This is a genomic window from Kitasatospora sp. HPM-01-4 (assembly GCF_051374625.1).
Classification (GTDB): Bacteria; Actinomycetota; Actinomycetes; order Streptomycetales; family Streptomycetaceae; genus Kitasatospora.
Genome location: NZ_JBPQGP010000005.1, coordinates 7,510,327 through 7,532,893, shown reverse-complemented (window position 1 = coordinate 7,532,893; position 22,567 = coordinate 7,510,327). Strand labels below are relative to the sequence as shown.

At 72.6% G+C, this 22,567-nt stretch carries 12 protein-coding genes; 6 read left to right on the top strand and 6 right to left on the bottom strand.

Going from position 1 to position 22,567, the window contains the following annotated elements; translation table 11 throughout:
• Nucleotides 1–11: 11 nt before the first annotated feature.
• Nucleotides 12–569 (bottom strand): hypothetical protein, encoded by a 558-nt coding sequence (locus ACSMTC_RS32660; RefSeq protein WP_436563342.1) that lies wholly within the window; start codon nucleotides 567–569, stop codon nucleotides 12–14.
• 494 nt (nucleotides 570–1,063) lie between these two features.
• Here ACSMTC_RS32660 and ACSMTC_RS32655 point away from each other — a divergent pair, with 494 nt between their 5' ends.
• The 6 genes from ACSMTC_RS32655 (at nucleotide 1,064) to ACSMTC_RS32630 (ending at nucleotide 12,514) form a co-directional block, all read left to right on the top strand.
• The gene (locus tag ACSMTC_RS32655) at nucleotides 1,064–1,321 is read left to right on the top strand and encodes a hypothetical protein (RefSeq protein ID WP_436563341.1); all 258 of its coding nucleotides are present in this window, start codon (nucleotides 1,064–1,066) and stop codon (nucleotides 1,319–1,321) included.
• Nucleotides 1,322–2,520: 1,199 nt separating this feature from the next.
• Entirely contained in the window at nucleotides 2,521–4,128 is a 1,608-nt protein-coding gene (locus ACSMTC_RS32650) for a threonine/serine exporter family protein (protein WP_436563340.1), read from the top strand.
• Between the two features lie 389 nt (nucleotides 4,129–4,517).
• Nucleotides 4,518–4,868, top strand: a complete 351-nt coding sequence (locus tag ACSMTC_RS32645; RefSeq protein ID WP_436563339.1) for a transposase — start codon at nucleotides 4,518–4,520, stop codon at nucleotides 4,866–4,868.
• Between the two features lie 669 nt (nucleotides 4,869–5,537).
• On the top strand, nucleotides 5,538–9,563 hold the full coding sequence (locus ACSMTC_RS32640) for a Pls/PosA family non-ribosomal peptide synthetase (RefSeq protein ID WP_436563338.1): 4,026 nt from the start codon (nucleotides 5,538–5,540) through the stop codon (nucleotides 9,561–9,563).
• Between the two features lie 178 nt (nucleotides 9,564–9,741).
• Entirely contained in the window at nucleotides 9,742–11,244 is a 1,503-nt protein-coding gene (locus tag ACSMTC_RS32635; protein ID WP_436563337.1) for an aspartate aminotransferase family protein, read from the top strand.
• 4 nt (nucleotides 11,245–11,248) lie between these two features.
• Nucleotides 11,249–12,514, top strand: coding sequence for an aspartate kinase (locus ACSMTC_RS32630; RefSeq protein ID WP_436563336.1), 1,266 nt, complete (start codon nucleotides 11,249–11,251; stop codon nucleotides 12,512–12,514).
• Between the two features lie 67 nt (nucleotides 12,515–12,581).
• Here the strand turns inward: ACSMTC_RS32630 and ACSMTC_RS32625 are convergent, their stop codons facing one another.
• From ACSMTC_RS32625 to ACSMTC_RS32605, 5 genes are all read right to left on the bottom strand, one after another.
• On the bottom strand, nucleotides 12,582–14,123 hold the full coding sequence (locus ACSMTC_RS32625; protein ID WP_436564880.1) for an acyl-CoA carboxylase subunit beta: 1,542 nt from the start codon (nucleotides 14,121–14,123) through the stop codon (nucleotides 12,582–12,584).
• A gap of 134 nt (nucleotides 14,124–14,257) precedes the next feature.
• Nucleotides 14,258–14,872, bottom strand: coding sequence for a flavin reductase family protein (locus ACSMTC_RS32620; protein ID WP_436563335.1), 615 nt, complete (start codon nucleotides 14,870–14,872; stop codon nucleotides 14,258–14,260).
• A complete protein-coding gene (locus tag ACSMTC_RS32615) occupies nucleotides 14,869–15,363 on the bottom strand; it encodes an acyl-CoA thioesterase (protein ID WP_436563334.1) in 495 nt (164 codons plus the stop codon). The genes ACSMTC_RS32620 and ACSMTC_RS32615 overlap by 4 nt, the downstream gene beginning before the upstream one ends.
• Nucleotides 15,363–21,224, bottom strand: a complete 5,862-nt coding sequence (locus tag ACSMTC_RS32610; RefSeq protein ID WP_436563333.1) for a type I polyketide synthase — start codon at nucleotides 21,222–21,224, stop codon at nucleotides 15,363–15,365. Before ACSMTC_RS32610 ends, ACSMTC_RS32615 begins: the two co-directional genes overlap by 1 nt.
• 277 nt (nucleotides 21,225–21,501) lie before the next feature.
• Nucleotides 21,502–22,566: a carboxymuconolactone decarboxylase family protein gene (locus ACSMTC_RS32605; RefSeq protein WP_436563332.1), complete on the bottom strand. Its 1,065-nt coding sequence runs from the start codon at nucleotides 22,564–22,566 to the stop codon at nucleotides 21,502–21,504.
• Nucleotide 22,567 lies beyond the last annotated feature (1 nt).

The following is a 22,567-nucleotide window of genomic DNA, read 5'->3' as shown; positions in this document are numbered from 1 at the left end:
CGTGAGGCCGGTCAGGACTTGCGCGTGCCGGCGCCGGAAGAGCTCGATGCGGTGGAGCGCCGGCCGGTGGTGCGGCGTTCGGTCGCCGGAGCCGCCGTACGGCTCTTCGGCGCCTTGGCCGCCTTCGGCTTCGCTGCCTTCGGCTTGGCCGCCGCCTTCTTCACGGCCTTGGCGGTCTTGGCGGCCTTGGCCGTCCTGGTCTCCGGCTCGGGCTTCGGCCGCTCGGCCGGCCCGGCGGCGGGCTTCCGGGCGTCGGTCCGGGCCGTGCCCCGGGCGGCGTTCCCGGGGCGCGACTGCGTCAGCCAGACGATCGCCGCACCCGCGGCCGCCACCGGCCACTCGACCACGCCCACGACTCCGAGCAGACCGACGCCCGCGTAGGCGGCCACCCTCCGTGCCCGGGGTGACACGACTCCGACCGCGTCCAGCGCCCCGTCGAGAACCCCCTTCACCAGGGAGGCACCGGGGACCTGCCGCACCGCCGAGGTCACCGCCTCCACCTGGTGCATCAGCTTGGGTGTGCCCTCCGGCGACGAGGACGCCGAGGATGTGCCCGCACTGTCACTCATTGGACTCTCCGATTCGCCGCTCCGAGACGGGCCTCGCCGCGCGTCACGGGCCGGCCTCCGCCTGTTCATCTCGTGTTACGCATATCGCGTTGACAACGTATCGCAGCTCGGACAATTCTCGACATATACCCGCATCTCGACGGGTGAACGGTCCGCTCGGAAGCGGCTTCCGGATCCTCCCGGACATCCGCTCCACAGCGCCCGGCCCCGACGAGACGAGGCAGCCCTCGCCGCACGGCGAGGCTCCTCCCGCACAGTTTCGATGACACCCGCGCGTGTCCCGGCCGCAAGGAGGTGGGGGAAATGAGTCCCTGGTCCAGTCCAGAGCCCGTTCCCGGGCACACTCACCCGTCATCCCCTGATCGCGGCCTCCGCTCGCGCTGACGACGCCCGCGCTCCGGCTCCCGCCCGCCCCGCGGGAGCGTCCCGAGTGCGCCCGGACAGCGGCACGCGCAGCACGCGATCGACCCCGACCCACCCAGGGAGATCAAATCGTGCGCATCGAACTGACCTGGCCGCGTGAGAACGCCGCCGAATGGACCCTGACCATCCCCGTCCCCGCGGTCGACACCCTGCGTCCCGCGCTGCGCCGGATGCAGACCGGCACCCCCGGCATGGTGCGGCAGGCCCTGGCCTACGCGGAGCCCGTGGCGAGCAGTGCAGCCGCGGCCGTCGGCGCGGGCGCGCTCGTCCAGTTGGCCATGCCGCTGGCCGTCCGGCTGACCCAGCAGGCGCTGGGCTCCCGCGAATAGCGCGCACGCCGCTGACCGGGCGATAGGGCAAGGGGCGACAACCGCGTCGTCGGCTGCCGTCTCCCGGCGGCCGGGCCCGGGGAACCAGCACCGCGGCCGGGAACCGCAGGCTTCCCGGACCCTGGCGAGTGTCGATTCATCGGGCTCCGCCGGACAGCCCTGGTGCCCGCGTCGGCTCGCGCCGTCGGGCGCACACGAGAGAGCCCGGTCCGGCCGCACGGGGGAAGCGGCCGGACCGGGCTGTTCCGATCCTAGGACCCGTTCCTGGGAGAAACCTGCGAAACGCCTCCGAAGCCGGGCGGCTCACGACCACCAAAGAGGCGGCCCACAGCTGCGTACTCCGGCCGCCCGGGCCGTAGTCGGCGAGCCGGAAGGCGGGCAGGCAGGCCGAGGACCCGGGCTCGCAGCGGTGGAAACACGGCGGCACACCGGGACTTGCGCCCCCGCCGGCGGCGGCCCGCACCGGGTACGTCACCGCCGCGGTTCCGGGCAGCGCTCAAGTGAGGGGCGCATACGATCCGTTGCTTGACCGGCGCGCGGGCGCTGGCGCCGGAGCCTCCGTCTTCGTCGGCATCAGGACCCGACACCCCCGGGAGATCCGCGGAAGCGGGCGTCACCGCCGGCGCGCGGCGCGGCGAAATCACGGCCGGCCTCCCGAGGCGACGGCGCGCGGAGCAGCCCGGACGGCGCGGGGAGCCCACGTCGAGCCGTCCTCACCGCCGAGTTCGGCGACGCCCCGGCCTTGACGGTGTGACCCGCCGGCGGTGACGGCCCACCGCGAGTCACCCGGCCCACCGACGCTCCGGCGCCGTCCCGCCGGTCCGGCGCCGGGTCACCGCCCGGCGTCCCGCGGTCCCGGCCCACGCCGCCCACCCAGGCCCCCGGCGCGCGGACCCCCGATCGCGCCGGGCCGCGCGCCGCCCGTCGGGCCGCACGCGCGGGAGGCCCGCCTCAAGGCCGGCCACGGGTCCGCGTCCGCCCGCGCAGGCACGGAACAGCCCGCCTCCACGTCCCGCACGGCCGGGCGACCGGCCCGGTTTCGCGAGTGGATCGTTCGATTGACAGTGGCCATGGGTAGTTACCCGGGTGCGTTCTGTTACCGGATGGGGCCGCTGTGAGCCATGGCACACATGTGCGCACGCGCCGACCGGACAGATCTGACGCACCATCACACAGAAGTGAGGCGGCGAGAAGTGGTAGTGCCTAAGCAGAGTGAACCGGGCGACGGGGCGAGGACCGGACGGGACGGACCGGGCCGGTCCGAGGGCCCGGCCGAAGGATCCGCGGCCTCCGAGGCGTCCGCCGAGGACGCCCCGGTTCCAAGACTGGGACCTCCCAGACCACCGGTCGGCGGGAAGGCTGTCCCCGAGCCGCGCCAGGAGGCCCCCGACGGCGCCCCGTGGCCGGACCGCATGCGCCCGCTGCTGCGCACACCGATGGTCGAACGCCCGGAGTTCGAGGGCGAGTCGTACGAGTCGTACGAGGGCAGGCTCGATCCGAAGAACGTCGCCCGGATCCTGGATCTCTCCCTCCGCATCGGCGAACTGCTGCTCGCCAGCGGCGAGGCGGCCGAGGACGTCGAGGCCGCGATGCTCGGTATCGCCCGCGCCTACCGGCTGTACCAGTGCGAGCCTCAGGTCACCTTCACGCTGATAGCCGTCTCGCACCAGCCCTCACCGGTGGGCGCGCCGCTGGCGGCCGAGCGGACGGTCCGCCGTCGCACCTGCGACTACACCCGGCTGGCCGCCGTGTTCCGCCTGGTGACCGACATCACGGCCGGGGAGGTGGCGGTCGACGAGGCGTACGGCCGGCTGGCCGAGATCCGCAGCAACCGGCACCCCTACCCGGCGTGGCTGCTCGCCGTCGCCTCGGGCTTTCTGGCCGGGGCCGCCACCCTGCTGGTCGGCGGCAGGGCCGACAGCAGGGCCTGGCTCGTCTTCGCCAGCGCCTTCGCCTCCGCCATGGCCGGGGACCGGCTGGCCGCGCTGGTCGCCAGCAGCGGCCTGCCCGAGTTCTACCAGTTCGTCCTCGCCGCGATGCCCGCCGCGCTGCTGGGCATACTGCTCTCGTTCAACGACCTGCACCTGCGCGGCTCGGTGGTGGTCACGGGCGGACTGTTCGCCCTGCTGCCCGGCCGTCCCATGGTCGCCGCGGTGCACGACGGGCTGACGGGCTTCTACCTCACCGCCGCGGCACGCATGCTCGAAGTGCTGTACCTGGTCGCCGGCATCGTGATCGGCGTCATGCTGGTGCTCTACGTGGGCGTCAACAACAAGGCGAACCTGAAGAGCTTCGAGGGCTCGGGCGGCACGGTGAACCCGCCGCTCCAGCTGGCGGCCGCGATGCTGCTGGCACTGGCCTTCGCGGTGCTGCTGCAGACCGACCGCCACTCCCTGCCGCTGGTCGTGCTCAACAGCGCCATCGGCTGGACGACCTACGGTGTGCTGGTCAACGCCCGGGTCGAGCCGATCGTGGCCACCGGGCTGGCGGCCGGCCTGGTCGGCCTCTTCGGCCAGCTGATGGCCCGTTACCGCAAGGCCCCCGCGCTGCCCCATGTCACCGCCGCGATAGCCCCGTTGATGCCCGGTTCGGTGCTGTACTTCGGCATGCTGGCGTTCACCCAGGGCCAGCCGGAAGCCGGGCTGTCCTCCGTCGGCCGCGCCGCCGCGATGGCGATGGCCCTCGCCATCGGCGTGAACCTCGGAGGAGAGGTGGCCCGCCCGTTCATGCGGATGCCCGGCGCGACCGGGCGCCGCCCCCAGCTGCCGATCCTGCCGCGGCGCGCGGCGAGCGCTCGCGGCCTCTGACCGGACCCGGCCGGGTGGGTGCGGCCATCGCGTTCCGCGATGGCGGCAGGCCGGGTCGCGTTACGTCCGAAGGAGCCCTGGCCCCCGGCCGGACCGACCCACTGGACCGACGCGCATGGAAACCGCTGCCGCCGGTCACTCGCCGGCGATCTGAGGCCGCGTCGCAACCGGGTACCGCACCATCGTCGACGTCGGCGCCAGGACCTGATCCCGCACGCGTTGCCCCCGGTGGACGACCGGGTCCGGGTGCGGGAATGCCACCGGGCCGGCGGGTCCCGCGGATATGGTCCGGCCCGCCCGGGCGGGCCGGCTCCGTCTCACGTGGTGTAGACCATTGTTCATCAGCTCGACCCCCGCATGACAACCTCCCGGTGCGGCATGATGGCCGTATGCGGGTAGGTCTTGCACGCCGGTTGGTTCCTGACGGGCTGTGGAACCTGGTCGAGCCGTTGCTGCCGCCTTTCGCGCCGCGCCCCCAGGGCGGCGGCAGCGCGCCCCTGGACGACCGCGCCGTGTTCACCGCCGTGGTCTACGTCCTGACCAGTGGCTGCGCCTGGCGCAGCCTGCCGCCGGAGTTCGGCGTCTCACCCGCCACCGCGCACCGCAGGTTCTACACCTGGACCCGCGCCGGCCTGTGGCGGCGGCTGCTCCAGGAGGCTGCCGCCCGACTGTCCTCCCAGTCCGAGGCCGACTGGGCCTCGGCCATCATCGACGCCGCGGCCGACCGGGCCGGCCGCTGACCCTCCGCGCCGTCGGCCCGCGTGGCATGAATGGCCGGGGCCAGCGATTATGTCGTCGTCCCTGTCGTCGGCGCCGGAGAAAGCAAAGGTTCCGCTACATCACCCGTCGAGCGTTCGATCGATACAGCTGTCCGGTGAATGTGCGCGTATCACCAGGCGCCCCTCCGTCGACGAGATCCGATCATCCGTACGAGACCCACCACATGAGATCGGGCTCTGAATATGAGAATTCTAAAAATCCCCGCGCGACGCTTGTCCCCCTTCGACGCGGCCACCTAGTGTCCGTCATGTTCATTTCGCCACGGGCGACACCGCACCACGGGGGCGGTCGCACGCGGCGCGGACGGGGGTCTCACCGAGCAGCCGCCACGGCTACGGCTGCCAGTCGACGGGATCACAGGCAGATGAGTAGCACGACGCCGACGGGGCGGCCGCGAAGAGACTGTCACGCTTGACGGCTCCCCCATTCGCCCATCCTCCCGGGATTCGATCGGGCACGGCTTCCGCCGCCTTCACCGGGAAAGCGTCCCGCGGTCATTGACGCGACCGCACGGGTTTCACCGGATGTAACATCCAGGCAGCCACGGCGGGCGATTCGGCGGGCATTTTGAAAGTCCTTTTATCTGAATTTCAGGAGGAGTTGTGCCACCTTTGGAATCAACTTCACGCATGGCCGAACGGGAGGAGGTCGACGAAGCCTCACCACTCGCACAGCCCTGGGTCCTGCCCCGGGTTCAGCGGCTGGTGCAGTACTTCGAACGGACCTGCGACCGCGTGCCGGGGAACATCGCGGTCGCCTGCGGCTCCGATCGGCTGACGTACGTGGAACTCGACCGGCGGGCCAACCGGTTGGCCCGGTTGCTGCGGCAGCGGGGCGCCACCGAGGGCCGGAGCGTCGGGATCTTACTCGAACGGTCCCTGGACACCTACGTCGCCCTGCTCGCCGTGATGAAGTCCGGGGCCGCCTACGTCCCGCTCGACCCGTCCTTCCCCGCCGACCGGGTGGAGTTCATCGCCCGCGACGCGGAGATGTGCGGTCTCCTCACCACTTCGGCGGCCCGCGAGCGCACCCAGGGACTCGGCTGCCAGGTCATCGAACTCGACCTACTGGAAGGCGAGTTGGCCGAGCAGTCGGACACCCGCCCCGGTGTCGAGGTGGACCCGTCGTCGGTCTGCTACGTCATCTACACCTCCGGTACCACCGGACGCCCCAAGGGCGTGGCGGTCTCGCACGCCAACATCGTCAACTTCCTGTGGGCCGTGGCGCCGATCTACCGGGTCGACGAGGAGGACCGGGTCTACCAGGGCCTGTCGATCGCCTTCGACTTCTCGGTCGAGGAGATCTGGCCGGCCTGGGTCTCGGGTGCGGTGCTGGTCGCCGGGCCGACCGACGACCGCCGGGTCGGCGAGGGGCTGGCCGCGTTCCTCCGGGACCACGAGGTCACGGTGCTGTGCTGCGTGCCGACCCTGCTGACCACCATCGAGTCCGAAGTCCCCGCCCTGCGCAGCCTGCTGGTCAGCGGTGAGGCCTGCCCGCCCGACCTGGTGCGCCGCTGGGCACGGGAGGGCCGGCGGATCCTCAACGTGTACGGCCCCACCGAGTCGACGGTCACCGCGACCTGGACGGAACTGTCGCCCCGGCGGCCGGTGACCATCGGCATGCCGCTGCCCACCTACCGCGTGTACATCCTCGACGAGCAGCTGCGGCCGGTCCCCGACGGCGAGAGCGGCGAGATCTGCGTCGGCGGCCCCGGGGTGGCGATCGGCTACCTCAACCGGCCCGAGCTCACCGCCGAGCGCTTCGTCTCCAACCCGGTGGAACCCGAACGGGCCGAGAACCCGAGGATCTACCGCACCGGCGACCTGGGACGGCTGAGCCCGACGGGGGAGATCGAGTTCCTCGGCCGGATCGATACCCAGGTCAAGATCCGTGGCTACCGGATCGAACTGGCGGAGATCGAGGAGGTGCTCCGGGAGGACCTGGCCGTGGAGAACGCGGTGGTCACCCCCCGGGAGCAGGACGGCGTGGTCCAGGACCTGATCGGCTACATCACCCTGGTCGACCGCGCCAAGGAGTCCGAGGACGAGCTGCGCGAGCGCCTGCACGCCTCGCTGCGGCGCCGGCTTCCCGGCTACATGATCCCGTCCTTCGTCGAGGTGCTCGACGAGTTCCCGCTGCTGGCGGCGGACAAGGTCGACCGCAAGGCGCTGCCCGCCCCCGTCTCCTCGCCCCTGGCCCGCCGCTCCCGGCCGCACGCCGCTCCCGCCACACTGCTGGAGCAGCAGTTGACGACGGTGTGGCAGGAGGTTCTCGGCGGCCGGCAGATCTCGGTCGAGGACGACTTCTTCTGCGACCTGGGCGGCCACTCCATGGCGGCCGCCCGGCTGATGTCCCGGCTGCGCCGCATGCCGGAGCTCGAACGCCTGGCGATGGCCGACCTCTACGCCCACCCCACGGTGCGCGGCCTCGCGAGCTTCGTCGAGCTGGCGGCGGCCGCGGACGCGGCCACGCCCGTCCCCGAGGACAAGCGGGTCGCGGCCCCGCCGCCGCTACGGCACTCCACCTTCCGGGTGGCGCTCTGCGGACTGGCGCAGATCACCGGGCTCTACGCATGGCTGCTCCTGCTCGGCCTGCCCGCCCTGGTCCTGCTCTACCGGGTGCTGGTCTCCTGGAACGTGGCCGAGCCGGGACTGGGCGGCGGACCGCTGAACGCCCTCGCGCACATGCGGTACAGCGGGTTCGTGCCGCTGGAGATCGCCTGGACGCTGCTCGACCTGCTGGTGCTCCCGGTCGTCGGCTGCCGGCTGGTGCTGGCCGGGGTCCGCCCGGGCCGGTACCCGCTGTGGGGCGTCACCTATCTGCGGTTCTGGCTGTACACCAGGATCGCCGCGCTCACACCGGCCGGGCTGCTGTCGGGCTCTCCGCTGCTGCCGCCCTTCCTGCGGCTGCTGGGTGCCAGGATCGGCCGCGGCTGCCACATCTCGGCCCCGTTCGCCCTGCCTCCGTTCGTGGAGCTCGGCGACGAGGTGAGCGTCGGCTACGGGGCGCGCATCCAGTCCTACGCGGTCGAGGGCGGCTGGCTGCGGCTGGCACCGGTCCGGCTGGAGGACCGCAGCTACCTGGGGACCAACAGCGTGGTGCTGCCCGGTGCCGTCGTCTCGCGGGGCGCCTCGATCGGCGAGCAGTCGCTCGTCCCCGCGGACTACCTGATCCCGGCGGGCGAGCACTGGGCCGGCTCCCCGGCCACCGTGCAGGAGGCGGCTCCGGCCGTGCTCCAGACCATGGCCGAGCAGCCCGACGACCGGGCCTGGCCGCTGCGGGTCCTGGCCGGCTTCGCGGCCGGGGCACTGCTGCTGATCCTGGTGCCGCTGCTGATCGTCGCCGCCGGTTCCACCGTGGTCGGCCTCGTGGCCTGGAAGGACGGCTTCGACTGGGCGCTGGTCGCCACGCTGCTGGCCGGCCCGGTGATCGTCCTCACCACCTGCGCCCTGATCGTCCTGGTCAAGCGCGCGGTGCTGCCCAGGGCGCGGGCCGGCCTCCACCCGGAGCGGAGCGCCTTCGGCGTCCGCAAGTGGATCGCCGACGGCCTGCTGACCACCAGTCTGACCATGACGCACTCGCTTTACTCCACGCTCTACCTGGTGCCGTTCCTGCGGATGCTCGGTGCCCGCACCGGGCGCTGGTCCGAGGTGGCCACCGTCAGCTTCGTCGACCCGGACATGCTGATCATCGGCGAGCGCAGTTTCGTGGCGGACGTCAGCGTGGTGGCGCCGGCCGTCTTCCACCGGGGCCGGATCGCGCTGGCTCCGGCCGAGGTCGGCAAGCGCAGCTTCGTCGGCAACGGCGCGCTGCTGCCCGGCGCCTGCCGGATGGGCGACAACAGCCTGCTGGGTGTGCACTCGGTGGCGCCCACCAAGCCCATCGACCCGGAGACGACCTGGCTGGGCTCGCCGGCACTCTTCCTGCCGCGTCGTGAGGAGAGCCAGAACTTCCCCCCGAAGTACACCTACGACCCGAGCCCCGGACTGATCGCGGCCCGTCTGGCCATCGAGTACCTCCGGGTGACCCTGCCCGCGACGATCGGCATGCTCTCCGCCCTGCTCGCCCTGTTCGGCGGAGTCCAACTCGCCGAATCCACCTCGCCGTTGGACGTCTACCTGATCGGGCCGGCCCTGCTCCTCGGTGCCGGGGTGTTCTCCACCCTGGTCGTGGTGGTGCTCAAGTGGCTGGTCATCGGCCGCTACCGGCCGCGCGTGGAGCCGCTCTGGGGCGTCTGGGTCCGGCGGACCGAGCTGATCACCGGCCTGTTCGAGAACCTGGTGGTACCCGGGCTGGTCGGCTTCCTCATCGGGACACCCCTGATGTCCTGGGTGATGCGGCTGTTCGGGGCCCGGATCGGCCGGCGGGTCTGGCTGAACACCACCTACCTGACCGAGTTCGACCTTGTCGAGGTCGGCGACGACGCGGCGGTCGGTGAGGTCACCTCACTGCAGACCCACCTGTTCGAGGACCGGGTGATGAAGATGTCCACGGTCAAGGTCGGCGAGGCCAGCTCGATCGGCCTGCGGAGCGTCGTGCTGTACGACGCCGAGGTCGGCGCGGGCACCTCGCTGGACGGGCTGTCCCTGGTCATGAAGGGCGAACGCCTGCCCCAGCACACCCGGTGGCGCGGTATCCCCGCCCGTCCGTGCTGAACCGACGCCCGTCCGTGCCGCGGCACCCGTTCGTCAGCTGCGGCACCCACTCCCTCGGCGGGCCATCAGGCCCTGTCCCCGGTGGCCCGCCGTTCCCCACCGAACACCCGTCACATCGCGCTCCGCACCACGGGGGCGGCCCCTGCCACCCCCACCCCACCCACTCTGGAGGCAACGCATGACCTCGCTCGATCTCGGCACGTGGTCCGGCCCGCATGTCGAGGGTGATCTGCCCGGGCCCCGCTCCGCCGAGCTGCTCGCCCGCCAGGCGCAGCATGAGTCGAATGCGCGTAGTTATCCTCGGCGGTTGCCGATCGCGATCGCGGAGGCCTGTGGGAGCCTGGTGCGTGATGTGGACGGCAATGTGTTCATCGATTTCCTGACCGGTGCCGGTGTGCTGTCGCTGGGTCACAATCACCCGGAGTTGGTTGCGGCGATCACCGCGCAGCTCGGTGTCCTGACGCATGGTCTGGACTTTCCCACGCCGGCCAAGGACGCCTTCACCCAGGCGCAGTTGTCGATGCTTCCGCCTCATCTGCGGGACCGTATGAAGATCCACTTCTGCGGGCCCACCGGTGCGAACGCGGTCGATGCCGCCGTCAAGCTGTGCAAGACCGCCACCAAGCGCGGCGACATCATCACCTTCCAGGGTGGTTTCCACGGCAGCAGCCACGCCGCGATGGCGCTGACCGGGCTCGTTTCCCAGAAGCAGCCGGTGCCCAACCCCGTCCCCGGCATCCACTTCTTCCCCTACTCCTACTGCGCGCGCTGCCCCCTGGATCTGACTCCCGACAGCTGTGCGACCAACTGCGTCGCCTACCTCGAACGCGCGCTCACCGACGGCAACGGGGGCCTGCCGCTGCCCGCCGCCGTCATCATGGAGATGATCCAGGGCGAGGGCGGCATCATCCCCGCCCGCCGTGACTTCGTCCGCCGCATCCGCACCCTCACCAGGGAACTCGGCATCCCCCTGATCGTCGACGAGGTCCAGACCGGCTGCGGACGCACCGGCACCTGGTTCGCCTTCGAGGAGTACGGCATCGACCCCGACGTCATCATCGCCTCCAAGGCCCTCAGCGGCATCGGCACCCCCGTCGCCCTCATCCTCTACGACCGCGACCTCGACACCTGGGCCCCCGGCGCCCACACCGGCACCTTCCGCGGCAACCAACTCGCCTTCGCCGCCGGCACCCAGGCCATCCACATCATCCGCCGCGACGACATCCTCACCAACGTCGTCCAACGCGGCCGGCAGATCACCGAACGCCTCGCCCCCCTCGACGACAACCCCTACGTCACCGAGATCCGCGGCCGCGGCCTGATGTGGGGCATCGAGTTCGCCGACCCCGCCAGCCACCGCCCCGCCGGAAAACTCGCCGCCCGCGTCCAGGCCACCGCCCTCCGACACGGCCTCATCGTCGAAGTCGGCGGCCGCGAGGACTGCGTCGTCCGCCTCATGCCCCCACTCAACGTCACCCCCGACACCGTCGACACCGCCTGCACCATCCTCCTCGACGCCATCACCGAAGCCACCGCCGAGGCCGTCGCCGAGAGCACCGACCAGAGCGTCGCGAAGGCCGCCGCCACGGCCGGCCCGAGCGAGGCCGTCGCCGCAGCCGTCCAGGCCGCGGCCGTCACCGAGACCGTTCAAGCCACGAAGGAATCCGTGTTGGAGGCGTGAGTTCATGAGCCTGATCGTCCAGAAGTACGGCGGCTCGTCCGTGCAGAGCACGGAACGGATCAAGCAGGTCGCCGAGCACATCGTCGCCACCCACGAAGCCGGTCACGACGTCGTCGTGGTGGTGTCCGCCATGGGCGACACCACCGACGAACTCCTGGATCTCGCAGCCGAGTTGAACCTGAAAGCGCCGCCCCGTGAACTCGACATGCTGCTCACCTCGGGCGAGCGCATCTCCAACGCCCTGATGGCCATCGCCATCAACGCGCTCGGCTCACCGGCGCACTCCCTCTCGGGCGCCCAGGCCGGGATCGTCACCACCGCCGCACACGGCAACGCGCGCATCATCGACGTCGCACCGGAGCGGGTCCGCGAGGCACTGGACCGGGGCGTGATCGCGCTGGTCGCCGGGTTCCAGGGGATCGACCGGGACAGCAGGGACATCACCACCCTGGGACGCGGCGGCTCGGACACCACCGCCGTCGCCCTGGCCGCCGCCCTGAAGGCCGACCTCTGCGAGATCTACACCGACGTGGACGGCGTCTACACGGCGGACCCGAGGATCGTCCCCAACGCCCGGCTGCTGGAGCACGTCACCTACGAGACCATGCAGGAACTGGCCATGAACGGGGCCAAGGTGCTGGCGGCGCGCAGCGTGGAGTACGCGCGCCGGCACGGTGTGCCCTTACACGTCCGGTCCTCCTACAGCACCAGGCCCGGGACGATGGTCTCCGGCGCGGCGGAGATCCCCTGCGCCGAACGCTCGGTGGTCACCGGGGTCGCCCACGACGCCTCCAAGGCGAAGATCACTCTCACCGGTGTCCCGGACAGTCCCGAACTCACCGCCCGGATCCTGAACTTGGTGACGGCCGGCGAGGCCGAGCTCGACCTCGCCGTCAAGGAGGCCTCTCGCACGGCCCCCGGCTACACCGACATCTCCCTGGTCCTGTCCAGGGACGACAGCCTGGCCGCGCTCGCCGTGCTGCGGCAGGAGCAGGTGGAGCTCGGCTTCGAGGGCGTGCACCACGAGGAGCGGATCGGCAAGGTCTCGCTCGTCGGAACGGGCCTGCGCGCCCAGCCCGGGGTGCTCGCGGCCTGCTGCGAGACGCTCGCCGGGGCCGGGGTGGGGATCGAGACCATCTCGCTCTCGGACGCCCGGATCACCGCGCTCTGCTCCGCCGACCGCCTGCCCGACGCCGTCCGCGCCTGGCACACGGCCTTCGAACTCGGCGCCGACCAGGAGGCGGTGGTACACGCGGGCACCGGCCGCTGAACCAGTCGAGGGTGGTGGGCCGAAGACCTCTTCGGCCCACCACCCTTCGGCATCCCACCGGCTCCTCCTAGAGCGGGATGTTCCCGTGCTTGCGCTGCGGCGCGGGGCGGCGCTTGCCGCACAGCATGGCCAGGGCCCGCGCGACGGCGGACCTGGTCTGCGCCGGGTCGATCACGTCGTCCACCAGTCCGCGCTCGGCCGTGTGATAGGGGTGCACCAGCCGGTCGGTGTAGTCCGCCGCCAGTTCGGCGCGCAGGCCCTCCGGGTCCGCCGCCGTGGCCAGCTCCTTGCGGAACAGCACGTTCACCGCTCCCTGGGCGCCCATCACCGCGATCTCGTTGGTCGGCCAGGCCAGCGAGACATCGGTGCCGATCGACCGCGAGTCCATCACGATGTAGGCCCCGCCGTACGCCTTGCGCACGATCACCTGGACCCGGGGCACGGTGGCCTCGCAGTAGGCGTACAGCAGTTTGGCGCCGTGCCGGATGATGCCGCCGTACTCCTGCTCGGTGCCGGGCAGGAAACCGGGGACGTCGACCAGCGTGACCAGCGGGATGCCGAAGGCGTCGCAGAAGCGCACGAACCGGGCGGCCTTCTCGGAGGCGGCGATGTCCAGCACCCCGGCGAGCACCAGGGGTTGGTTGCCGACCACGCCGACGACCTGGCCGTCTATCCGGGCCAGCGCGCAGACGACGTTGCCCGCCCAGTCCTCCTGGACCTCCATGAACTCCCCGTCGTCGACCAGTTCGGCCAGTACCGCCCGCATGTCGTACGGCTTGTTCGGTTCCACCGGCACGATCTCCGCCAGTCTGGGGCGTTCGTCCGTCGTCGCCCCGCAGGGCGGGTAACTCGGCGGATCCTCCAGGTTGTTCGCGGGCAGCAGCGAGAGCAGGTAGCGCACCTCGGCCAGACAGCTCTCCTCGTCCTCGTACACGAAGGCGGCGACCCCGGAGCGCCGGGCATGCACATCCGCGCCGCCCAGTTCCTCGTGGCCCACCCGCTCCCCGGTCACCGTGGCGACCACGTCGGGGCCGGTCAGGTACATCTGCGAGGTCTCGCGGACCATGAAGGTGAAGTCCGCCAGTGCGGGCGAGTACGCGGCCCCGCCGGCGCAGGGGCCCAGGACCACGCTGATCTGCGGCACCACCCCGGAGGCCGCCACGTTGCGGCGGAAGATCCCGCCGTACCCGTCGAGTGCGGTCACCCCCTCCTGGATCCGGGCGCCCCCGCTGTCGTTGAGCCCGATGATCGGGGCGCCGGTGGCGATCGCCAGGTCCATCACCTTGTGGATCTTCGCCGCATGGGCCTGGCCGAGCGATCCGCCGAAGACGGTGAAGTCCTGGGCGTAGACGAACACCCGGCGCCCGTCGACCGTGCCGGAGCCGGCCACCACGCCGTCGGTGTACGGGCGCTGGCCGGAGAGCTTCGGTCCCTCCGCCTGGTGCCGGCGGTACATCTCGATCTCGGTGAACGAGCCTTCGTCCAGCAGGAGTTCGAGCCGCTCGCGGGCGGTGCGCTTGCCCTGCCGGTGCTGCCGCTGCACCGCCTCGCGCTCGCCCGCGGCGATCCGCTCGCTCAGCCGGGCCCGCTGCTCGCGGATCGAGCGCATGGTCCGGTCGGGCCGCGGCAGCGGTACCGCCCGCAGGCCCCACCCGTTCGGCGCGGCGTCCGGCTCCATCCGGCCTGCCGCCCGGGCGCGCGGCTTCGCCAGGACGAGGGGGATGACGTCGTACTCCGAAGTGCTCATCGCTCCCTCTCCCCTGCCGTCGGACCGACGTGAGAGCCGGTCCCTTCCGTGGTCCCGCAGACACCCCGGTGGAAGCCGCCGCCGTAGAACAGCAGCGCCTGACGGTCGTCGGCCCAGTCTGAGGCGAGCACCTCGCCGAGGAAGATGGAGTGGTCGCCGCCGTCGTACCGCTCGGCCAGCTTGCACTCCAGCCAGGCGAGCGAGTCCGACAGCAGCGGGGCACCGGTGAACGGGCCGGGCCGCCAGTCGACGCCGTGGAACTGGGCGGCGCCGCGCGGTCTGCTCCGGTCCGCGAAGTACCGTGCCAGGTGCTCCTGTTCGGCCCCCAGCACGGACAGCGCGAAGGACCGGGTCACCGTGATCGCCTCGTGCATCGTCGCGGTGCGGGCCACGCAGCACAGCACCAGTGGCGGTTCCAGCGACACCGAGCTGAACGCGTTGGCGGTCATCCCGTGGACGTACTCGCCGCCCGTGGTCAGCACCGTGATCCCGGTGGCGAAGCGGGCCATCGTCTCGCGCAGTGAGCCCGGGAGGACCGTGCTGCACCCGGGGAGCGGCGAAGTCACGGTCGGCGGTTGGGTGTTGAGCAGGGCCCGGCCATTGTCGATCACCGCCCCCTCCCCGTCCTCACCGGCCCGCCGGGCGGCGTCGCCGCCGGCAGCCGGGCGGCCGCCGGGTCCTCGGCGTAGGGGGCCAGGGCGAGGCGCAGCTCCTCGGGCACCCTGGCGGGGACCGTCGCCGTGTTGGGCCCGCGCATGCACGCGATCCGCTGACGGCCACGGGCGACCAGGTTCTCCTGCCCGCCGTCGAGCCGCAGGTAGTCGAAGCTGAACTGGATCTGGGTCTGCGTCAGCTCATCCAGCCGCATCCGGATCGACAGTTCATCGAACGCGGTGATCTCGGCGAAGAAGTCGCAGTCCACCTTGAGGGTGAACAGCTTCAGGTCGTCCCGCAGCTCGGCGAGCACCCCGGGCGCCTTCTCCTTGAGGAACATCTCCCGGCAACGCCCCTGCCAGCGCAGGTAGTTCACGTAGTAGACGTTGCCGACGAGGTTGGTCTCCTCAAAACCCACGGTGTGACGGATCTCGTAGTAGCCCGACATCAGTTCTCCTTCCCGGCGAGTACCGCGAAGACCACCGGCCCGGTCCGGCCGTTGACGGTGGTCACCCAGGTGGCGACGGTCGCGTCGCCGGCGGACAGCACGGCCCAGCCGTCCGGGTGGACGCGGTCCAGCGTCAGCGCCTGCGTGGTCGCACCGGCCTTGCGCAGGCACTCCAGCGCGCTCCACACCCTGGTGCCGGCCACCGCCCGGTCCTCGCCCGCCTCGGTTGCCAGCAGGTTCCGCAGGGCGAGCTGCCCGGTGCCCAGCAGCCCGTCCCAGTCCTCGGCGGTCCGCTCCCGGACCGACTCGACATCGCAGGCGAGCCGTCCCGCGCCCACCACCGCGAGGGTCAGTCCGGCGTCGTGCGAGGCCGACACCGTCAGTCCCTCCAGGCCCGGTCCGCCGTCGAGTTCGGGCCTGCCGTCCGGCCGGTGGCGCAGCTTCACCGGCCGGCCCAGCGCCCGGCCGACGGCGGTCTCGGTGCGGGAGCGGCGGTCCTGGTCCGCGGTGGCGGCGTCCGGGGCGGGTTCGACGACCACCGCGCGGCTGCCGCCCAGTACCCGTTCCAGGCCGCGCTCCAGGTACGAACCGAGCATGGCGGGCACCCACGGGCCGGCCCCGCCGCGTTTGCGGACGGCGACCAGGGCCAGCCCCTCCCAGCGTTCGACCACCGTTCCCGAGGGGGTGCGGACGTCGAGGTCGTAGACGTAGGTGTCCCCGTGCTGCGAGCGCTCCCGGGCGTCGAGAACGACGTACTCGGAGTCCTGGTCCGCCCGGTCGGCCAGCCAGAGCCGCTCGATGCTCTGCGGCAGCAGCGTGGCGTCCGGCACGCAGCACTGGATGGCGTGCATCATCGCGTCCCGGGTGCCGGGGTCGGCCAGCAGCTGGTCCTGCGGCAGGAAGGCCGCGAACCACGGCGCCTGGGCGGTGGTGGAGATCTCCGCCAGGGCGTGCCGGGCGCCGGCCCGCCGGTACTCCAGCAGGCGCTGGAACCGCTTGCCCTGGAACAGCACACTGCCGTACAGCTCGGTCACCGGATCCACCGGCACCGTCGGCAGGCCGAAGGCGACCGGCACCGGTGTGCTGGGCACCCCGGGCCTGGGGTAGCGCAGCCTGGCCCTGAAGTGGTCGGCCGCGAAGCCGGTGTCCGCGCTGCGCAGCACCACGTCCACCGTCCCGGGGGCCCGGACCAGCGCCGCGATCCTGATGGTGGTCGAGCCGCCCGGCCTGACCACCACGGGACGGCGGAACTCGACGTCCTCCAGCAGCGGCGGGCCCTGGTGGCCGCTCACCGCGGCGGCGACCTGGGCCATCGCCTCCATGCCCAGCACCGCGGGGAACAGCAGGTCGCCCTGGAGCCGGTGGTCGGTCAGATAGGGGTCGCTGCCCTCGGTGAGCTCGGCCTCGGTGATCAGCTCGATGTCCGGGTGGTGCACGACCACCCGTTCCACGAACCTGGTCAGCGGCAGCTCGCGGTGGACCGTGGTGAGCGTGGGCAGGCCGCCGACCCGTCCGCTGACCACCAGGACGGGGCCGGCCGAGGGGTCGGCGAGCACCTCGCGGAGCACCTGGATCCCGTCCTCGGTGGAGATCGGCGTGATGCCCTCGCGGATCAACGCCTCGACGACTCCGAGCCGTTCGCCCATGCCCGCGCCCGACCAGACCGACCACTCCAGTGCGATGGCCCGGACCTGCGGGTGGCGGCGCCGGAAGCGGAGGGTCAGCTCGGTCATCCAGTCGTTGGCGGTGGCGTAGTGCGCCTCGCCGCGGAGTCCGGCCCGGCCGATGATCGAACCGAAGGTGATCAGCAGTTTCAGGCGTTCCGGTTCGACGGCCGCCAGGACCGCCTCCAGGCCGTCGGTCTTGGGTGCCAGCGTCCGCCGGAAGTCCTCGGCGCTCAGTGTCCCGAGGGCGGCCGGCTCGTTGCGGCCCGCTCCGTGCAACACCGCGGTGACCGGGCCGAGTTCGGCCTCCAGCAGGTCCACCGCGGCGGCGACCTGGTCGGCCGAGGTCACGTCGGCCCGGGCGTAGCGGTAGCGCAGGCCCGCGGCGTCCATCCTGGCGAGGTTCTCGGCGAGTTCGGTGTCGGCGGCCGGGTCGGCGCGGCCGATCAGGGCCAGGCCCGCCCCGGAGTCCTTGGCGATCGCCAGGGCGCACTCGGCGGTGATGCCCTTGCCGCCGCCGGTGACCAGGAGGACGTCCCGCGCGTCGAGCGGTGACTCACCGGCCGGGGCCGGACTCAGCCGCAGGGGACGGAGCACCGGGACGGTGCGGCGCCCGTCCCGCCGGTAGCGGACCTCCGTGAAGCCGGCCGTCGCGGCGGCCTCGGCGACGACGCGGGCCACCGCCTCGTCGAGGGCGGCCCCCTCGGGGGCGGGATCGGCCAGCTCGACCACCGTGGTCCAGACCGTCGGGTGTTCCAGGTGCAGGGTCTTCGCCATCCCGCCGGCCCCGAAGCGGTGCTGGACCACGACCAGCCGGGTGCCTTCGGGCGCGGCCAGGACCGCGCGGCCGGCGGCCAGGAACAGGTCGGCCTCGCCCGCGCCGCACTCGGCCGGGAGGCAGAGCAGCACGCCGCCCCCGATCCCCGCCCGGGCGAGTGCGGCGCGCAGCGGCTCGGCCAGCGGGTGGCCGGGTGTGCTGTACACCGTCCAGTCGCCGGCTACCGCCTGGGGGGCGGGCAGCGGCCGTGGCACCAGGGCGGCCTCCATGTGCTCGACCGCGAAGGGCCTCACCCACGGGGCCACGCCGGGGACTTCGTCCGCGGCGCCGGCGCCGCCCTGCGAGGTGTCCGCCAACCCGTCGATCAGGTCGGCGAGTTCGCCCAGGCTCACGGTCGCGAAGCTGGGTGTCGCGGTGAGCACGGGCTGCCCCAGTGCCCGGGTGACGTCGTTGACGATCTGACCGACCGTGATGGAGCTCAGGTGCAGGTCGTCCATCGGGTGGGTCCTGGCGGTGACGGATTCCAGCGGCAGCTCGACCCGCTCGGCCGCGAGCCTGCGCAGCAGCTCCAGGGTGGAGTCCGGGCACGCGCCGCTGTCCGCGGTCCGGGCCGGCGCGATCCCCTCGTGCCGGTCCGCCGCGCCGTCCCCGCCGTCCCCGCCGTCCTGCGGCGCCAGGCCCGCGCCGATGGGCGGGGCCGCCTCGCAGGGGTTGGCCAGGAAGGTCATCACGCCGTCCGCCGGCAGCGGCCTGATCAGGCGGTCGCCGAACAGGGCGCCGGTCCGCACGGGCGCGCCGAGCACGTACGCGGCGCCGACGACCCTGAGCAGCGCACCGAGCGAGGCGCTGTCGGTGTCGAGGGCCAGCACGGTGAGGTCCGGCGCGATCTCCGCCAGCAGACCGGACAGCACCCGTCCCGGGCCGACCTCCACCACCAGGTCGGCGCCGGCCGCCGCCACACCCGCGGCCTCGTGGAACCGTACCGGGCACAGCACCTGGTCGCGCAGGAGTTCACGCAGGTCGGCGGCCGGGTCCAGCAGTTCGCCGGTGACCGTGGAGGCGATCGGGCGGACCGGCTCGCGGAAGTCGAACCCGGCCAGTTCGGCCGCCATCGCGACCGCGGCGGGCTCGACCAGCGGCGAGTGGAAGGCGTGCGAGACGTTCAGCCGGGTCGCCGTGACGCCCTCGGCCGCCGCCCGGCGGCAGACCTCGTCGACCGCCTCGGCGGGGCCCGAAACGACCGTCTGCCGGGGGCCGTTGTAACCCGCGACGACGACGTCCTGCCCGGCGGACAGCCGGGTGGTCCGCGACGGTGTCGCCGCCAGGCCGGCCATGGCGCCGCGGCCGTGGCTCGCCCGTGCCATCACCCGGCCGCGGATCGTGGCGAGGCGCACGAGCTGCTCCTCGCTCATCGCCCCGGCCCAGTGCAGCGCGGTCAACTCGCCCAGGCTGTGTCCTACGGCGGCGTCGGCCCGGATGCCGAGCCCGTCCAGTACTCGCAGGGCGGCCAGCGAGCCGGTGACGATGCGCGGCTGGGCCACCTGGGTGGCGACCTGGTCGTCGCCGCTGGGCGGGCCGAAGTCACGGAACACCCGTTCCGCCGTGGCGAACCGGCGGCTGATGGCGCCGACCCCGCCGCGGCCGGAGCCCTGCCCCGGGAAGAGGTAGGCGATCCGGGGGGCGGTCCTGGCCCGGCCGAGGAAGATCCCCTCACCGGCCGAGAACGCCTCGCATGTCCCCGAGTCGAGCAGTGCGACCAGCCGTTCGAGGGCGCGTACGGCGTCGTCCGGGGAGGTCGCGACGGCGGCGGCACGGACCGGACCGTCCGAGAGCCGGTCGGCCAGCGTTCCGGCCAGGTCGGCCAGTTCGGCCTGGGCCAGCCTGGGCACCAGGTCCAGCAGCCGGACCAGCTCCGCCCGCAGCGCGGCCTGGTCCGCTCCGTCCAGCAGCAGCAGTTCGGCGTCCTGGCGGCCGGCGACCAGCCGGGTGGTGCGCTCGTCGAGGGCCTCGCGCCGGGTGGCGCCGGGTGCCTGGGTGAGGGCGATGTGGGTGTTGATCCCGCCGAAGCCCATGGCCGACACGCCGGCCCGGACGGGCTGGTCGGCCGGCCAGAGCCCGGCCCGGCGCGGCACGTACATGGCCGCCGTCTCACCGAGCAGCCCGGGGTGCGGGTCGTGGTGGCCGGTCGCCGGGGGGATCACCTGGTGGTGCACGGCGAGGGCCGCCTTGATCAGACCGGCCACGCCCGCCGCGGCCTTGGTGTGCCCGAAGTTCCCCTTGACCGTCCCGAGGGCGGCCGGACGGGCCGTCGGATCCGCGGCGCGGCGCGCGGAGGACAGCGCCTCGATCTCGGTCGCGTCGCCGAGGGCCGTGCCGGTGCCGTGGCCCTCGAAGTACGAGACCGTCTCGACACCGTAGCCCGCCCGCCGGTAGGCGCGGTCCAGCGCCAGTCGGTGGCCGCCCGCCTCCGGTCGGGTGATGCCGCCCTTGCCGTCCGAGGAGACTCCCCAGCCGGTGATGCTCGCGTAGATCCGCCGCCCCTGCGCCAGCGCGTCCTCCTCGCGCATCAGCACCAGCATTCCGGAGCCCTCGCCGGGCCAGAAGCCGTTGGAGTCCCGGTCGTAGACCTTCATCTCGCCGGTGGCCAGTGCGCCGGTCTTGGCGAAGCCGATCACCTCGAACGGGTCGATGGACAGGTCGACCCCGCCGGCGACGGCCACCTCCAGGTCGCCGTCGGCCAGCGCCTTCGCGGCGGTGACCACGGACAGCAGGGAGGAGGAGCAGGCGCCGTCGACCGTGTATCCGCCGCCACGCAGGTCGAAGTGGTTGCAGATCCGGCCGGCGATGGTGTTGGCGAGACCGCCGGCCAGCGAGTCCTCGTCGATGGGCGGGAAGGGCGCCTTGTACCGGGGCTCCAGGTCCTGGAGGAATACCGCGATGTCCCCCTGGGACCAGCCCTGGCCGACCAGCGCGGCGGCCACCGTCCGACGCACATAAGGCCACCGCAACCGCATGACGTTGGCCCGCGAGAATTCCCCGGTGAGGCTGTTTCCGACCACCACGCCGGTGGTTTGCCTGGGCAGTCCTAAACCGTCCGGGAATCCGGCGTCGGCCAGCGCCTCGGCAGCGACGTCAAGGGCCAGCCAGTGCGTCAGATCGGTCGCCCGGTACGTGCTTCCGGCGACGCTGTACCTGATGCGGTCGAAGCTGTAGTCCCTCAGGACGGCGGCCTTTGTCGCGTAGTACCGGTCGGGTGCACTGCGGTCCGCCGACCAGTAGTCCGCCTGGTTCATCCGCTCGTCCGGCAGCCTCCGGAAGGCCCTGCGGCCGCTCAGTACGTTGTCCCAGAGCTCACTCGCCGAATTGGCATCCGGGTAGCGGAGGCCGATCCCCACGATAGCGATCCGCTCACTGCTCATGTATTCACCACCCATGGAGATGAATTGACGGCGAATAACTTCGCCGACTCGGCACGCCGTGCACCGATCAAGCGTGCATCTGCGGCCCTCCGGATGTCTTCTCCGAGTTTGCTTTCCCCCTGGTACGGAGCACCTTTATTCCATAACGGCGTGATTTCACGGCGCCCATATTCCATAACGCCGTGATACCCCGCGCGGCCGCACCGGTGCCGGTGGCCGGGAACGGGCCGAGGCTCCCGCCGGTGGCGGGAGCCTCGGGTGTGCACGGCCGTACGGGCTATCGGATGTGACCGCCCGCCAGACCTCGCTCGCCCAGCCGGGCGCCCAGTTCCCGGGCCGCGGCCAGGGCGGCCCAGGAGGTGAGCTCGATCAGCGCGGCGTCGCCGGGACCCTCACGCCGGAACTCGGCGACGAGGCCGTCGTCGACCTGGTACGAGGCCTTGGCGGTCAGCAGGGCCAGCCGGCCCGCCGGGCGCTCTTCCCCGGGCAGGGCCGATACCGCGTCCTCGACCCAGGCACGGCTGATCCCGGGCGGCCGGCCGTCCCACTCGGCCAGTCGGGCCGTCACCAGACCCCGGACACCGTCCGGTACCGAACGGGCTCCCGCCGCGTCGACCGCGGCGGCCGCCCGCGCGAACGCGCCGGCGATGCTCGGGGTGCCCGCCGCCCAGCGCAGGTCCGCGGGCAGCGGTGCGGACGGCAGCAGGTCGAGCGAGGTCCCGGCCGGCGGGGCGTCACGCGCGGTTCGGCGCATCAACCGGCCGAGTACGGCCGTTGCCGCCGGCCGCGCGGCCGGCGGGAGACCGGCCGGCAGCGGGCTCTCCTCGAGGAACAGGTTGACCATGCGGTTCAGGTAGTGGAAGGTGACCGCCACCCCGATCAGCTCGGGTGCCTCCGCCGCGGGGAACGGCGGCCTCCCTCCCGGCTCCGTCCCCCGACTCCCGTTCTGCTGAAGCCAGTCGGCCACCCCCTCGGCCCTCACGCGGGCCGTGGCGGGGGCACCCGCCCCGGGCAGCAGCGCGGCCAGCGTCGCACCGTGCACCTGAGCGCAGTACGGGCAGGCGTTGGCGGCCGAGACCGCGGCGGCCACCGCCTCCTTGGTCGCACGGTCGACCCGTCCGGCGGCGACCAGGGTCTCCCGCAGCATCACCCAGGAGGCGGCGAGCACCGCCGGCGAGGCCGCGTGCAGGCCGATCGGCGGTGCGAGCATGCCGAACTCCCGCTCGACCTCGGCGTAGACGCCGGCCACCTCCCTCCCCGCGTCGGCCGGCCGGACCGGGGAGACCCGGCGGATCTGCGCCAGTGACCTCCGCAGGGCCGGTCGTAGGAACGGTGTCGCCATG